27 protein-coding genes are annotated in these 12,621 nt (G+C 43.4%); all 27 read left to right on the forward strand.

The window, feature by feature from the left end; translation table 11 throughout:
• Positions 1-15: 15 nt before the first annotated feature.
• Positions 16-639, forward strand: coding sequence for a 50S ribosomal protein L4 (rplD, locus tag GGR02_RS13270; RefSeq protein ID WP_066322069.1), 624 nt, complete (start codon positions 16-18; stop codon positions 637-639).
• A complete protein-coding gene (gene rplW, locus GGR02_RS13275; protein WP_183185507.1) occupies positions 639-926 on the forward strand; it encodes a 50S ribosomal protein L23 in 288 nt (95 codons plus the stop codon). The genes rplD and rplW overlap by 1 nt, the downstream gene beginning before the upstream one ends.
• A 27-nt stretch (positions 927-953) precedes the next feature.
• A complete protein-coding gene (rplB, locus tag GGR02_RS13280) occupies positions 954-1,784 on the forward strand; it encodes a 50S ribosomal protein L2 (RefSeq protein WP_183185508.1) in 831 nt (276 codons plus the stop codon).
• Between the two features lie 57 nt (positions 1,785-1,841).
• Complete coding sequence (gene rpsS, locus GGR02_RS13285; protein WP_003397663.1) at positions 1,842-2,120, forward strand: 30S ribosomal protein S19; 279 nt, start codon at positions 1,842-1,844, stop codon at positions 2,118-2,120.
• 20 nt (positions 2,121-2,140) lie between these two features.
• Positions 2,141-2,482: a 50S ribosomal protein L22 gene (gene rplV, locus GGR02_RS13290; protein ID WP_066322065.1), complete on the forward strand. Its 342-nt coding sequence runs from the start codon at positions 2,141-2,143 to the stop codon at positions 2,480-2,482.
• A 3-nt stretch (positions 2,483-2,485) separates the two neighbouring features.
• Entirely contained in the window at positions 2,486-3,142 is a 657-nt protein-coding gene (gene rpsC / locus GGR02_RS13295) for a 30S ribosomal protein S3 (protein ID WP_066322063.1), read from the forward strand.
• A gap of 2 nt (positions 3,143-3,144) precedes the next feature.
• Positions 3,145-3,579, forward strand: a complete 435-nt coding sequence (gene rplP, locus GGR02_RS13300; protein WP_066322060.1) for a 50S ribosomal protein L16 — start codon at positions 3,145-3,147, stop codon at positions 3,577-3,579.
• Positions 3,569-3,769, forward strand: coding sequence for a 50S ribosomal protein L29 (gene rpmC / locus GGR02_RS13305; protein WP_066322059.1), 201 nt, complete (start codon positions 3,569-3,571; stop codon positions 3,767-3,769). Before rplP ends, rpmC begins: the two co-directional genes overlap by 11 nt.
• A 23-nt stretch (positions 3,770-3,792) precedes the next feature.
• Positions 3,793-4,056 (forward strand): 30S ribosomal protein S17, encoded by a 264-nt coding sequence (gene rpsQ, locus GGR02_RS13310; RefSeq protein ID WP_027410243.1) that lies wholly within the window; start codon positions 3,793-3,795, stop codon positions 4,054-4,056.
• A gap of 43 nt (positions 4,057-4,099) precedes the next feature.
• The gene (gene rplN / locus GGR02_RS13315; protein WP_066322058.1) at positions 4,100-4,468 is read left to right on the forward strand and encodes a 50S ribosomal protein L14; all 369 of its coding nucleotides are present in this window, start codon (positions 4,100-4,102) and stop codon (positions 4,466-4,468) included.
• Positions 4,469-4,505: 37 nt separating this feature from the next.
• A complete protein-coding gene (gene rplX / locus GGR02_RS13320; protein ID WP_066322055.1) occupies positions 4,506-4,817 on the forward strand; it encodes a 50S ribosomal protein L24 in 312 nt (103 codons plus the stop codon).
• A 27-nt stretch (positions 4,818-4,844) separates the two neighbouring features.
• The gene (gene rplE, locus GGR02_RS13325; protein WP_066322053.1) at positions 4,845-5,384 is read left to right on the forward strand and encodes a 50S ribosomal protein L5; all 540 of its coding nucleotides are present in this window, start codon (positions 4,845-4,847) and stop codon (positions 5,382-5,384) included.
• A gap of 33 nt (positions 5,385-5,417) precedes the next feature.
• Entirely contained in the window at positions 5,418-5,603 is a 186-nt protein-coding gene (gene rpsN, locus GGR02_RS13330) for a 30S ribosomal protein S14 (protein WP_003397678.1), read from the forward strand.
• A 33-nt stretch (positions 5,604-5,636) separates the two neighbouring features.
• Complete coding sequence (rpsH, locus tag GGR02_RS13335; RefSeq protein ID WP_066322051.1) at positions 5,637-6,035, forward strand: 30S ribosomal protein S8; 399 nt, start codon at positions 5,637-5,639, stop codon at positions 6,033-6,035.
• 30 nt (positions 6,036-6,065) lie between these two features.
• Positions 6,066-6,605 carry a 50S ribosomal protein L6 gene (gene rplF / locus GGR02_RS13340; protein WP_066322050.1) on the forward strand — a complete coding sequence of 180 codons (540 nt, stop codon included), beginning with the start codon at positions 6,066-6,068 and terminating at the stop codon, positions 6,603-6,605.
• Between the two features lie 32 nt (positions 6,606-6,637).
• Positions 6,638-7,000 carry a 50S ribosomal protein L18 gene (rplR, locus tag GGR02_RS13345; protein ID WP_183185509.1) on the forward strand — a complete coding sequence of 121 codons (363 nt, stop codon included), beginning with the start codon at positions 6,638-6,640 and terminating at the stop codon, positions 6,998-7,000.
• A gap of 19 nt (positions 7,001-7,019) precedes the next feature.
• Positions 7,020-7,520, forward strand: coding sequence for a 30S ribosomal protein S5 (gene rpsE / locus GGR02_RS13350; protein ID WP_066322042.1), 501 nt, complete (start codon positions 7,020-7,022; stop codon positions 7,518-7,520).
• Positions 7,521-7,533: 13 nt separating this feature from the next.
• A complete protein-coding gene (gene rpmD / locus GGR02_RS13355; protein WP_044744047.1) occupies positions 7,534-7,722 on the forward strand; it encodes a 50S ribosomal protein L30 in 189 nt (62 codons plus the stop codon).
• A gap of 23 nt (positions 7,723-7,745) precedes the next feature.
• On the forward strand, positions 7,746-8,186 hold the full coding sequence (gene rplO / locus GGR02_RS13360) for a 50S ribosomal protein L15 (protein WP_183185510.1): 441 nt from the start codon (positions 7,746-7,748) through the stop codon (positions 8,184-8,186).
• Positions 8,186-9,478, forward strand: a complete 1,293-nt coding sequence (gene secY / locus GGR02_RS13365; RefSeq protein WP_183185511.1) for a preprotein translocase subunit SecY — start codon at positions 8,186-8,188, stop codon at positions 9,476-9,478. The genes rplO and secY overlap by 1 nt, the downstream gene beginning before the upstream one ends.
• A 59-nt stretch (positions 9,479-9,537) precedes the next feature.
• Positions 9,538-10,188, forward strand: coding sequence for an adenylate kinase (locus GGR02_RS13370; protein WP_183185512.1), 651 nt, complete (start codon positions 9,538-9,540; stop codon positions 10,186-10,188).
• Entirely contained in the window at positions 10,188-10,934 is a 747-nt protein-coding gene (map, locus tag GGR02_RS13375; protein ID WP_183185513.1) for a type I methionyl aminopeptidase, read from the forward strand. The genes GGR02_RS13370 and map overlap by 1 nt, the downstream gene beginning before the upstream one ends.
• A 255-nt stretch (positions 10,935-11,189) precedes the next feature.
• Entirely contained in the window at positions 11,190-11,408 is a 219-nt protein-coding gene (infA, locus tag GGR02_RS13380; RefSeq protein ID WP_003247618.1) for a translation initiation factor IF-1, read from the forward strand.
• 33 nt (positions 11,409-11,441) lie between these two features.
• Entirely contained in the window at positions 11,442-11,555 is a 114-nt protein-coding gene (gene rpmJ / locus GGR02_RS13385; RefSeq protein ID WP_000868344.1) for a 50S ribosomal protein L36, read from the forward strand.
• A 22-nt stretch (positions 11,556-11,577) separates the two neighbouring features.
• The gene (rpsM, locus tag GGR02_RS13390; RefSeq protein ID WP_044895215.1) at positions 11,578-11,943 is read left to right on the forward strand and encodes a 30S ribosomal protein S13; all 366 of its coding nucleotides are present in this window, start codon (positions 11,578-11,580) and stop codon (positions 11,941-11,943) included.
• Between the two features lie 25 nt (positions 11,944-11,968).
• A complete protein-coding gene (gene rpsK / locus GGR02_RS13395; RefSeq protein WP_004888704.1) occupies positions 11,969-12,358 on the forward strand; it encodes a 30S ribosomal protein S11 in 390 nt (129 codons plus the stop codon).
• 170 nt (positions 12,359-12,528) lie between these two features.
• Positions 12,529-12,621, forward strand: a 93-nt coding sequence (locus GGR02_RS17640; protein WP_260175132.1) for a hypothetical protein, incomplete at its 3' end; no start/stop codon positions are given.

Genomic DNA, 12,621 nt, shown 5'->3' on the forward strand with positions numbered 1-12,621 from the left:
AGGAGGAACTATCCAATGCCAAAAGTAGCATTGTACAACCAAAACGGAGCAACTGTTGGAGAAATCGAGTTGAATGATTCCGTATTTGGTATTGAGCCAAACAAACATGTGTTATTTGAAGCAGTAATTATGCAACGTGCTTCTTTGCGTCAAGGAACGCATAAAACGAAAAATCGCGCGGAAGTAAGCGGCGGTGGTCGCAAACCATGGCGTCAAAAAGGTACTGGTCGTGCACGTCAAGGGTCGATTCGCTCTCCACAATGGCGTGGTGGTGGTACGGTATTTGGTCCGGTTCCGCGCAGCTACAGCTACAAATTACCGAAAAAAGTACGCCGTTTAGCAATCAAATCGGCATTATCTTCTAAAGTGTTGGAAAACAACATCGTTGTATTAGACAACTTAGCGCTTGAAGCGCCAAAAACGAAAGAAATGGTGAAAATTTTAAGCAACCTTTCTGTTGATCGTAAAGCGCTAATTGTAACAGCAGATTTTAACGAAAATGTCTTATTATCTGCGCGCAACATTCCGGGGGTAACTGTCGTTACAGCAAGCGGAATCAACGTTCTTGATGTACTCAACCACGACAAGCTTGTCATCACAAAAGCTGCCGTGGAAAAAGTAGAGGAGGTGCTTGCATAATGAAAGATCCTCGCGATATTATTAAGCGCCCCGTTATCACTGAAAACTCGATGAATTTAGTGGCACAAAAAAAATATACGTTTGAAGTTGACGTAAAAGCAAACAAAACAGAAGTAAAAGATGCAGTAGAAGCGATTTTCGGTGTAAAAGTAGAAAAGGTCAACATTATGAACTACAAAGGGAAATTCAAACGTGTTGGCCGCTATAGCGGACTTACAAACCGTCGTCGCAAAGCAATTGTGACATTAACGCCTGACAGCAAAGAGATCGAGCTATTTGAAGCATAAGTTTAAAAGTGAAGGAGGGAAACCGACATGGCGATTAAAAAGTATAAACCAACGTCAAACGGTCGCCGTGGCATGACAGTTCTTGATTTCTCAGAAATCACAACTGACAAGCCAGAGAAATCATTGCTTGCGCCTTTAAAGAAAAAAGGTGGTCGTAACAACCAAGGTAAATTGACTGTTCGTCACCAAGGTGGCGGTCATAAGCGTCAATATCGGATCATCGATTTCAAACGCGACAAAGATGGCATTCCAGGACGCGTTGCTACAATCGAGTACGATCCAAACCGTTCTGCGAACATCGCATTAATCCATTATGCGGACGGGGAAAAACGTTACATTATCGCTCCGAAAAACCTAGAAGTAGGTATGGAAATCATGTCAGGTCCGGATGCGGACATTAAAGTAGGGAACGCGCTACCACTTGCGAACATCCCAGTCGGTACGCTAGTACACAACATCGAATTAAAACCAGGCAAAGGTGGACAACTTGTTCGTTCTGCAGGGACATCTGCACAAGTGCTTGGTAAAGAAGGGAAATACGTGCTTGTTCGTTTAGCTTCCGGTGAAGTTCGCATGATTTTAGCAACTTGCCGTGCAACGGTCGGTCAAGTTGGTAACGAGCAACACGAACTTGTAAACATCGGAAAAGCAGGACGCGCTCGCTGGTTAGGTATTCGTCCAACGGTTCGCGGTTCAGTTATGAACCCAGTCGATCACCCACATGGTGGTGGTGAAGGTAAAGCACCGATCGGACGTAAGTCGCCAATGACTCCATGGGGCAAACCAACACTTGGATTCAAAACGCGCAAAAAGAAAAACAAATCGGATAAATTTATCGTACGTCGTCGTAAAAAATAACGGGGTTGAACTACGGTTCTTAAGAACCGTAGAACAATCACGAAGGGAGGTTCATTTATGGGTCGCAGCTTAAAAAAAGGTCCTTTCTGTGATGATCATTTAATGAAAAAAATCGAAAAATTAAATGAGACAGGACAAAAACAAGTAATTAAAACATGGTCTCGTCGTTCAACCATTTTCCCACAATTCATCGGACATACAATCGCCGTGTACGATGGACGCAAACATGTGCCAGTGTACATCACAGAGGATATGGTAGGACATAAGCTTGGCGAATTCGCGCCAACTCGCACATACAAAGGCCATGCTGCTGATGACAAGAAGACAAGACGTTAATATGAGAGGAGGCTTTCATTATGCAAGCTAAAGCTGTTGCTAGAACGGTTCGTATTGCTCCTCGTAAAGCGCGCTTAGTGATTGATTTAATTCGAGGAAAGCAAGTAGGTGAAGCAGTAGCCATTCTTCGCCACACACCAAAAGCTGCTTCTCCAATTATCGAGAAGGTATTAAAATCAGCCGTTGCAAACGCAGAACATAACTACGATATGGATGTTAACAATTTAGTGATTACAGAAGCATATGTGGACGAAGGTCCGACATTGAAACGTTTCCGTCCGCGCGCAATGGGACGTGCAAGCGCGATTAACAAACGCACAAGCCATATTACAATCGTTGTTTCAGAAAAGAAGGAGGGATAATCAGTGGGTCAAAAGGTAAATCCAGTCGGTCTCCGCATTGGTATTATCCGTGATTGGGAATCAAGATGGTATGCGGAAAAAGATTACGCAGACCTTTTACATGAAGACCTTAAAGTACGTGAGTACATTACGAAACGCTTAAGCGATGCAGCGGTTTCACGCGTAGAAATCGAACGTGCAGCAAATCGCGTGAACATCACGATTCATACTGCAAAACCAGGAATGGTTATCGGTAAAGGCGGTACAGAAGTTGAAGCGCTTCGTAAAGCTCTTAGCCAATTAACTGGAAAACGCGTACACATCAACATTTTAGAAATTAAAAAACCAGACTTAGACGCAAAATTAGTTGCCGAAAACATCGCGCGTCAAATTGAAAACCGCGTATCGTTCCGTCGTGCGCAAAAACAAGCGATTCAACGCACAATGCGCGCAGGAGCAAAAGGAATTAAAACGATGGTGTCTGGTCGTCTAGGCGGTGCGGACATCGCTCGCTCTGAACATTATAGTGAAGGAACAGTTCCACTCCACACTCTTCGCGCTGACATCGATTATGCAACTGCAGAAGCAGACACAACATATGGAAAAATCGGTGTGAAAGTATGGATTTATCGTGGAGAGGTCCTTCCGACAAAAAAGAAAACTGAGGAAGGAGGAAATTAATCATGTTAATGCCAAAACGCGTAAAATTCCGTCGTGAACACCGCGGACGCATGAAAGGTCGTGCAAAAGGCGGTACGGAAGTACATTTTGGTGAATACGGATTACAAGCATTAGAATCTGCTTGGATCACGAACCGCCAAATCGAGGCTGCTCGTCGTGCAATGACTCGTTATATGAGACGTGGCGGTAAAGTATGGATTAAAATCTTCCCTTCAAAACCTTACACGGCGAAACCGCTAGAAGTGCGGATGGGTTCCGGTAAAGGGGCGCCAGAAGGTTGGGTAGCAGTCGTTAAGCCTGGCAAAGTTATGTTTGAAATCGCGGGTGTTTCTGAAGAAGTAGCACGTGAAGCGTTGCGTCTTGCTTCTCACAAACTTCCGATCAAATGTAAGTTCGTAAAACGTGAAGAAATTGGTGGTGAATCTAATGAAAGCTAAAGAAATCCGTGACCTTACCACTGCCGAGATTGAACAAAAAATTAAATCGTTGAAAGAAGAGTTGTTTAACCTTCGTTTCCAATTAGCAACAGGCCAATTGGAAAATACAGCGCGCATTCGTGAAGTGCGCAAAGCAATTGCACGCATGAAAACGATCATCCGCGAAAGAGAGATCGCTGCTAATAAATAAAGGCTTGAGAGGAGGTTCGCGAAATGAGTGAACGCAATCAACGCAAAGTATACGTTGGCCGTGTTGTTTCTGACAAAATGGACAAAACAATCACGGTTCTTGTCGAAACTTACAAAAAGCATCCGCTTTATGGAAAGCGTGTAAAATACTCAAAAAAATACAAAGCGCATGACGAAAACAACGTAGCAAAAGTTGGCGACATCGTAAAGATCATGGAAACCCGCCCACTTTCTGCAACAAAGCGTTTCCGTCTTGTCGAAGTAGTCGAAAAAGCGGTTATTCTTTAATATGTTCGGATCGGTGATACAATTCCGAAGGGAGGTCTCGTAAATGATTCAACAAGAAACTCGTATGAAAGTTGCTGACAACTCTGGTGCGCGCGAAGTGCTTGTCATCAAAGTACTAGGTGGTTCTGGTCGTCGTTATGCGAACATCGGTGACGTTGTCGTCGTGACAGTTAAGGACGCAACACCAGGTGGCGTTGTTAAAAAGGGTCAAGTCGTGAAAGCGGTCGTTGTCCGCACAAAACGCGGCGTACGTCGTTCGGACGGTTCTTACATCCGCTTTGATGAGAACGCATGCGTTATTATCCGTGACGATAAGAGCCCACGCGGAACACGTATTTTCGGACCTGTTGCGCGTGAATTGCGCGAAAAAGATTTCATGAAAATCGTTTCTTTAGCTCCAGAAGTAATTTAATGAAAAGGGAAAGCCTTTCAAGGAGGTGCGAACTGCGATGCATGTAAAAAAAGGTGATAAAGTACAAGTAATCTCTGGAAAAGACAAAGGGAAACAAGGCGTAATCCTTGCAGCGTTCCCGAAACAAAACCGAGTGCTTGTCGAAGGAGTAAACATCGTTAAAAAACACGCAAAACCATCTCAAGCAAATCCTCAAGGCGGTATTATTAGCAAAGAGGCACCAATTCACGTTTCTAACGTAATGCCTCTAGATCCTAAAACAGGAACGCCAACTCGCGTAGGATATAAAGTAGTAGATGGGAAAAAAGTACGTTACGCGAAAAAATCTGGTGAAATTTTAGATAAATAATCGTGATGTGAGAAAGGAGGTACTTACATGAACCGCCTAAAAGAAAAATATATGAAAGAAGTTACTCCTGCTCTCATGAGCAAGTTTAACTATAAATCTGTAATGCAAGTTCCAAAAATCGAAAAAATCGTTATTAACATGGGTGTCGGTGATGCGGTGCAAAACGCCAAAGCACTAGACAGCGCTGTGGAAGAATTAGCGCTAATCTCTGGTCAAAAGCCAGTTGTAACTCGTGCGAAAAAATCAATCGCTGGCTTCCGCCTTCGTGAAGGAATGCCAATCGGAGCGAAAGTAACATTACGTGGCGAGCGTATGTATGAGTTTTTAGATAAATTAATCTCTGTTTCGCTTCCACGCGTACGTGACTTCCGTGGTGTATCGAAAAAAGCATTTGACGGACGTGGAAACTATACGCTAGGGATTAAAGAACAATTAATTTTCCCTGAGATTGATTACGATAAAGTCAACAAAGTTCGTGGGATGGACATTGTCATCGTTACTACTGCGAACACAGACGAAGAAGCTCGTGAGTTATTAACATTGCTCGGTATGCCGTTCCAAAAATAATGATCCCATTCGTAAAAAGAGGGAGGCGAAAACGTGGCTAAGAAATCAATGATCGCGAAACAAAAACGCACGCCAAAGTTTAAAGTGCAAGCGTACACTCGTTGTGAGCGTTGCGGACGCCCGCACTCTGTGTATCGCAAATTTAAACTTTGCCGTATTTGTTTCCGTGAATTAGCGTATAAAGGTCAAATTCCTGGTGTGAAAAAAGCAAGCTGGTAATCAACCCGTGAATTGGGAAGGAGGTAAAACATAATGGTGATGACAGATCCAATTGCAGATATGCTAACTCGCATTCGTAATGCGAACATGGTACGTCACGAGAAACTAGAAGTTCCGGCTTCGAAAATGAAAAGAGAAATCGCAGAAATTTTAAAACGTGAAGGTTTCATTCGTGATGTCGAATACATTGAAGACAACAAACAAGGGATTCTCCGTATCTTCTTAAAATACGGCCCGAATAATGAACGTGTAATTACAGGGCTTAAACGTATTAGCAAACCTGGATTGCGCGTATATGCGAAAGCAAATGAAGTACCACGCGTACTGAACGGTTTAGGTATTGCAATTCTTTCTACGTCTCAAGGAATTTTAACAGACAAAGAAGCGCGTCAAAAAGGTACTGGCGGCGAAGTGTTAGCATACATTTGGTAATTAGTCTTTTCAAGAATGGAGGTGTCAAGTATGTCACGTGTTGGTAAAAAACCAATTGAAATTCCGGCTGGTGTCACAGTCACAATCAACGGCAACACAGTTACAGTAAAAGGACCGAAAGGCGAATTGACTCGCACTTTCCATCCGGATATGACGATTACGTTAGAAGGTAACACTTTAACGGTTACTCGCCCAAGCGATGAAAAAGCGCATCGTACACTTCACGGTACGACTCGCAGCTTGCTTGCAAACATGGTGGAAGGTGTTTCGAAAGGATATGAGAGAGGGCTTGAATTAGTAGGGGTCGGTTACCGTGCTTCCAAACAAGGCAAAAAACTTGTGCTTAGCGTCGGTTACTCTCATCCTGTCGAAATCGAGCCAGAAGAAGGACTTGAAATCGAAGTTCCTTCACAAACAAAAATCATTGTTAAAGGTGCGGACAAACAACGCGTTGGTGAATTAGCAGCGAATATTCGTGCGGTACGTTCGCCAGAACCATATAAAGGAAAAGGAATTCGTTACGAAGGCGAAGTTGTACGTCGCAAAGAGGGTAAAACAGGTAAAAAATAATGCTGCTTAGGTAAATGAAAGGAGTGACGGAAATGATCACTAAGCTTGATAAAAACGCAGTTCGGAAAAAAAGACACGCTCGTGTTCGTCGCAAAGTAGTTGGAACTGCTGAACGTCCACGCTTAAATGTGTTCCGTTCGAACAAGCACATTTACGCGCAAATTATTGATGATGTCAAAGCAGTAACGATTGTTAGTGCGTCAACATTAGATAAAGAATTCAACTTAGAATCAACTGGAAACGTAGAAGCAGCTCAAAAAGTGGGCGAACTAGTTGCAAAACGTGCACTAGAAAAAGGAATTAAAAGCGTCGTATTTGACCGCGGCGGTTACTTATATCATGGACGTGTAAAAGCACTTGCAGACGCTGCTCGTGAAGCTGGTCTAGAATTCTAATTATAAAGGAGGGACAAAGATGCGTCGCATTGATCCAAACAAACTTGAACTTGAAGAACGCGTTGTTGCCGTTAACCGCGTAGCAAAAGTAGTAAAAGGTGGACGTCGATTCCGTTTCGCTGCTCTAGTCGTTGTCGGAGATAAAAACGGTCATGTCGGATTTGGAACAGGGAAAGCTCAAGAAGTTCCAGATGCGATTCGCAAAGCAATTGAAGATGCTAAGAAAAACTTAATTACTGTACCAATCGTTGGCACAACAATCCCTCACGAAGTGATCGGACACTTCGGCGCAGGCGAAATCATCTTAAAGCCAGCTTCTGAAGGTACAGGGGTTATCGCCGGTGGTCCTGCTCGTGCCGTATTAGAGTTGGCAGGCGTTAGCGACATTTTATCAAAATCGATCGGTTCGAACACACCAATCAACATGGTGCGCGCAACAATCGACGGCTTAAAGCAATTGAAACGTGCTGAAGACGTAGCAAAATTGCGCGGTAAAACAGTTGAGGAACTGTTAGGATAAGGAGGGAAATACAATGGCGAAAAAATTAGCGATTACCCTCACTCGCAGCGTGATTGGTCGTCCGGAAGATCAACGCGTCACGGTTAAAACATTAGGATTACGAAAATTGCATCAAACAGTTGTGCATAACGACAATCCAGCCATTCGCGGAATGATTAATAAAGTGTCTCATCTTGTAAAAGTTCAAGAATTAGAACAATAATGAACATAAGGAGGTGCCTCGCGATGAAACTTCATGAACTACAACCAGCACCAGGTTCTCGCAAAGAACGTAACCGTGTAGGTCGCGGGATTGGTTCTGGTAACGGGAAAACGTCTGGCAAAGGTCATAAAGGTCAAAACGCTCGTTCTGGTGGCGGTGTAAGACTTGGTTTTGAAGGTGGTCAAACTCCGCTATTCCGTCGTTTACCAAAACGCGGCTTTACAAACATTCATCGTAAAGAATATGCGATCGTCAACCTTGATGCGTTAAACCGTTTTGAAGACGGTACAGAAGTTACACCTGAACTTTTATTAGAAACAGGCGTTGTCAGCAAACTAAAAGCAGGTGTGAAAATTCTTGGGAACGGTCAACTTGAGAAAAAATTGACAGTAAAAGCACATAAATTCTCCTCTGCTGCGAAAGAAGCGATTGAAGCTGTTGGCGGTAAAACTGAGGTGATTTAATGTTTCGAACAATCTCCAACTTTATGCGCGTGGGTGACATAAGAAAGAAAATCTTATTTACTCTCCTTATGCTGATCGTATTTCGCATCGGAACGTTCATTCCGGTGCCAAATGTGAACGCAGATGTATTGAAAGTGCAAGACCAGTTAAATGTGTTTGGCGTTCTCAATACATTTGGAGGAGGGGCATTAAAAAATTTCTCCATTTTTGCTATGGGCGTGATGCCGTACATTACAGCATCCATCATTGTGCAATTGTTGCAGATGGATGTTGTTCCAAAATTTACGGAATGGTCGAAACAAGGAGAAGTTGGGCGACGTAAATTAGCTCAGTTTACCCGCTATTTTACGATTGTACTCGGTTTTATCGAAGGATTTGGGATGTCATACGGGTTCAATAACATGACCGGTGGAGTGCTAATTAAAAATCCTGGAATCCCAACTTACTTGCTAATCGCGACAGTATTAACAGCTGGGACGGCGTTTTTAATGTGGTTAGGGGAACAAATTACCGCAAAAGGTGTCGGCAACGGCATTTCTATCATTATCTTTGCCGGTATCGTTTCTGGAATCCCGTCCACATTGAATCAAATTTATGCCCAGCAGTTTGAAGATGCAGGCGACCAATTGTTTTTACGAATTGTAACGGTTCTTCTAATTGCGTTAGCGGTTGTTGCGGTCATTGTTGGGGTTATTTACATCCAACAAGCGTTCCGTAAAATTCCGATTCAATATGCGAAACGTCTAGAAGGACGTAGCCCAGTAGGTGGACATTCAACCCATTTGCCGTTGAAAGTAAATCCGGCAGGGGTAATCCCTGTTATTTTTGCGGTGTCGTTTATTGTTGCTCCACCAACAATTGCATCGTTTTTCGGCTCGAATGATGTGACAAATTGGATTAAGAAAACGTTTGATTATACACAACCAGTTGGTATGATTATATACGTGGCATTAATCATTGCCTTTACGTATTTCTATGCGTTTGTTCAAGTAAATCCTGAACAAATGGCAGACAATCTCAAAAAACAAGGCGGTTATATCCCAGGCATTCGCCCAGGAAGAAACACACAAGAGTATGTTACAAAAATTCTTTATCGACTTACGTTCGTCGGGTCAATATTCTTAGCAGTAATCGCTGTTCTTCCTGTCTTCTTTGTGAAATTTGCTGATTTGCCGGCGTCCGCTCGAATTGGTGGAACGAGTTTGCTCATTGTCGTTGGCGTTGCGTTAGAAACGATGAAGCAGCTCGAAAGCCAGTTAGTCAAACGGCATTACAAAGGCTTTATTAAGTAGAGAGGTTGGCGGGGAAGTTTTATTCCCTCTACCTCATCTAGCAATGAGGGGGAACAATTATGAACTTAGTTTTAATGGGGTTGCCGGGTGCCGGAAAAGGTACTCAAGCCGAAAAAATTGTGCAAGAATACGGGATTCCTCATATTTCGACAGGTGATATGTTCCGCGCGGCCATCAAAGAAGGAACAGCGTTAGGATTACAAGCTAAGGCATATATGGATCGCGGCGATCTTGTACCAGACGAAGTGACAATTGGCATTGTTCGTGAACGCTTAAGCAAAGACGACTGCGAGAAAGGATTTTTGCTTGATGGGTTCCCACGAACAGTTGCTCAAGCCGAAGCGTTAGAAGCAATGTTGGCTGAGCTTGGTCGATCGATTGATTACGTCATTAACATTGAAGTCGATAAAGCTCTTTTAATGGAACGGTTAACAGGAAGACGTATTTGTAAAGAATGCGGCGCCACGTACCATCTCGTTTTTAATCCGCCAGTGAAACTAGGTGTTTGCGATAAATGTGGCGGTGAATTATACCAACGTGCTGACGATAACGAAGAAACGGTCGCGAACCGTTTGGAAGTTAACATGAAACAAACGCAACCGTTGCTCGATTTTTATCGCACGAAAGGGTATTTGCGCAACATTAACGGGCAACAAGAAATCGAGCAAGTCTTTGCCGATATTTGTGAATTGCTTGGGGGCTTAAAATAATGATCATTTGCAAAACCCCGCGTGAAATTGACATTATGCGTGAAGCTGGGCGAATCGTCGCTTTGACTCACAAAGAGTTGCAAAAACATATTAAGCCAGGAATTACAACAAAAGAGTTGGATCATATCGCTGAAACGGTGATTCGTCAGCATGGGGCAATTCCTTCTTTTAAAGGGTACAACGGCTTTCCAGGCAGCATTTGTGCGTCGGTGAATGAGCAGTTAGTTCATGGCATCCCTGGAGATCGGGTGTTAAAAGAAGGCGATATTATTAGCATTGACATCGGTGCCCAATACAACGGATATCACGGCGATTCCGCTTGGACGTATCCAGTCGGCGAAATTGATGAAGAAACGAAAAAATTACTTGAAGTAACGGAACAATCGTTATATAAAGGAATACAGGAAGCAAAACCAGGCGCCCGCTTATCGAACATCTCTCACGCGATTCAAACGTTTGTCGAATCATACAATTTTTCGATTGTACGTGAGTATGTCGGGCATGGAATTGGTCAAAACTTACATGAAGACCCGCAAATTCCACATTATGGCCCGCCAAACAAGGGGCCGCGTTTAAAACCAGGCATGGTGTTATGCATTGAACCGATGGTCAACGCGGGGAGCCGTTATGTAAGGACTCTTGAGGATGACTGGACCGTGGTGACGGTCGACGGGAAAATGTGCGCTCACTTTGAGCATACGATCGCCATTACAGAGACCGGCTATGAAATTTTAACTACCCTTTAAATCAGGTCATTGCATACTGGCTCACCATGTCCAATCGGACAGATTGTGTCATCACACATGGTTGTGAAGCAGAACAATATGCTGTCGTTGTTGGATGTTTACAGACGAAAGCAAACGTCAGGCGTTTCGTCGCATGTTGCTTTCTATTTCCGAAAAGACAAAACAGCATTATTGAAACTGGTCGTGTGACAAACGGCATTAGGCGTGAAATTTGCCACCAAAACGTTACTGATTCGAAGAAGGGAGAGCCGATCTATGGCGAAGGACGATGTAATTGAAGTGGAAGGAACGGTCGTTGAAACGTTGCCAAACGCAATGTTCCGCGTCGAACTAGAAAATGGTCATACGGTGTTAGCACACGTTTCAGGTAAAATTCGTATGCATTTTATCCGCATTTTACCTGGAGATAAAGTTACGGTAGAATTATCTCCGTACGACTTAACTCGTGGCAGAATTACGTATCGTTATAAATAATGAGTACTCCGCACGAATAAGGAGGTAAAGATCATGAAAGTCAGACCATCAGTGAAGCCGATCTGCGAAAAATGCAAAGTTATTCGCAGACGCGGAAAAGTTATGGTTATTTGTGAAAATCCAAAACATAAACAAAAACAAGGGTAATTTTTAAGGAGGTGTACAACTTATGGCACGTATTGCAGGTGTAGATATTCCTCGTGACAAGCGTGTAGTTATTTCTTTAACATACATTTACGGTATCGGTAAACCAACTGCACAAAAAATCTTAGCGGAAGCAGGTGTGTCAGAAGACACTCGCGTTCGTGATTTAACAGAAGAAGAATTAGGAAAAATCCGTGAAATCGTTGACCGTTTGAAAGTAGAAGGTGACCTTCGCCGTGAAGTATCGCTAAACATCAAACGTTTAATGGAAATTGGCTGCTACCGTGGTCTTCGCCATCGTCGTGGATTGCCAGTTCGCGGTCAAAATACGAAAAACAATGCTCGCACGCGTAAAGGTCCACGCCGTACAGTAGCGAACAAGAAAAAATAATTAAGCAAAGGAGGTACTTGAACGAATGGCACGTAAAACAAATACGCGTAAACGCCGCGTAAAAAAGAATATTGAATCCGGAATCGCTCATATTCGTTCTACATTCAACAACACAATCGTGACAATTACAGATGCTCATGGTAATGCAATCTCTTGGTCAAGTGCTGGTGCGTTAGGTTTTAAAGGTTCTCGTAAATCTACACCATTTGCAGCACAAATGGCTGCGGAAGCAGCAGCAAAAGCTTCAATGGAGCATGGCATGAAAACTGTTGAAGTAAATGTAAAAGGTCCAGGCGCTGGTCGTGAGGCTGCAATTCGCGCGCTTCAAGCGGCAGGATTGGAAATTACAGCAATTAAAGACGTTACTCCTGTTCCACATAATGGATGCCGTCCGCCAAAACGTCGCCGTGTTTAATTTCTCTGTATAGATTTCGTATCCTTGTCAATAATGGGATATGATATCATTTTTGGCAGAGAAATTTTGCTCAGCTACTGCGCACATTCGGGAACTGATTCATGGGGGAATTTCGATTAGGCGTGTACCGTTTGATCGGGGTTTCGACGTTTTGAAGGAGGGTATATATCATGATCGAAATCGAAAAGCCAAAAATCGAGACGGTTGAAATCAGCGAAGATGCCAAGTACGGCAAATTCGTCGTTGAACCACTTGAGCGTGGA

The sequence above is a fragment of the Anoxybacteroides voinovskiense genome (genome assembly GCF_014196205.1).
In the GTDB taxonomy this organism is placed as follows: domain Bacteria; phylum Bacillota; class Bacilli; order Bacillales; family Anoxybacillaceae; genus Anoxybacteroides; species Anoxybacteroides voinovskiense.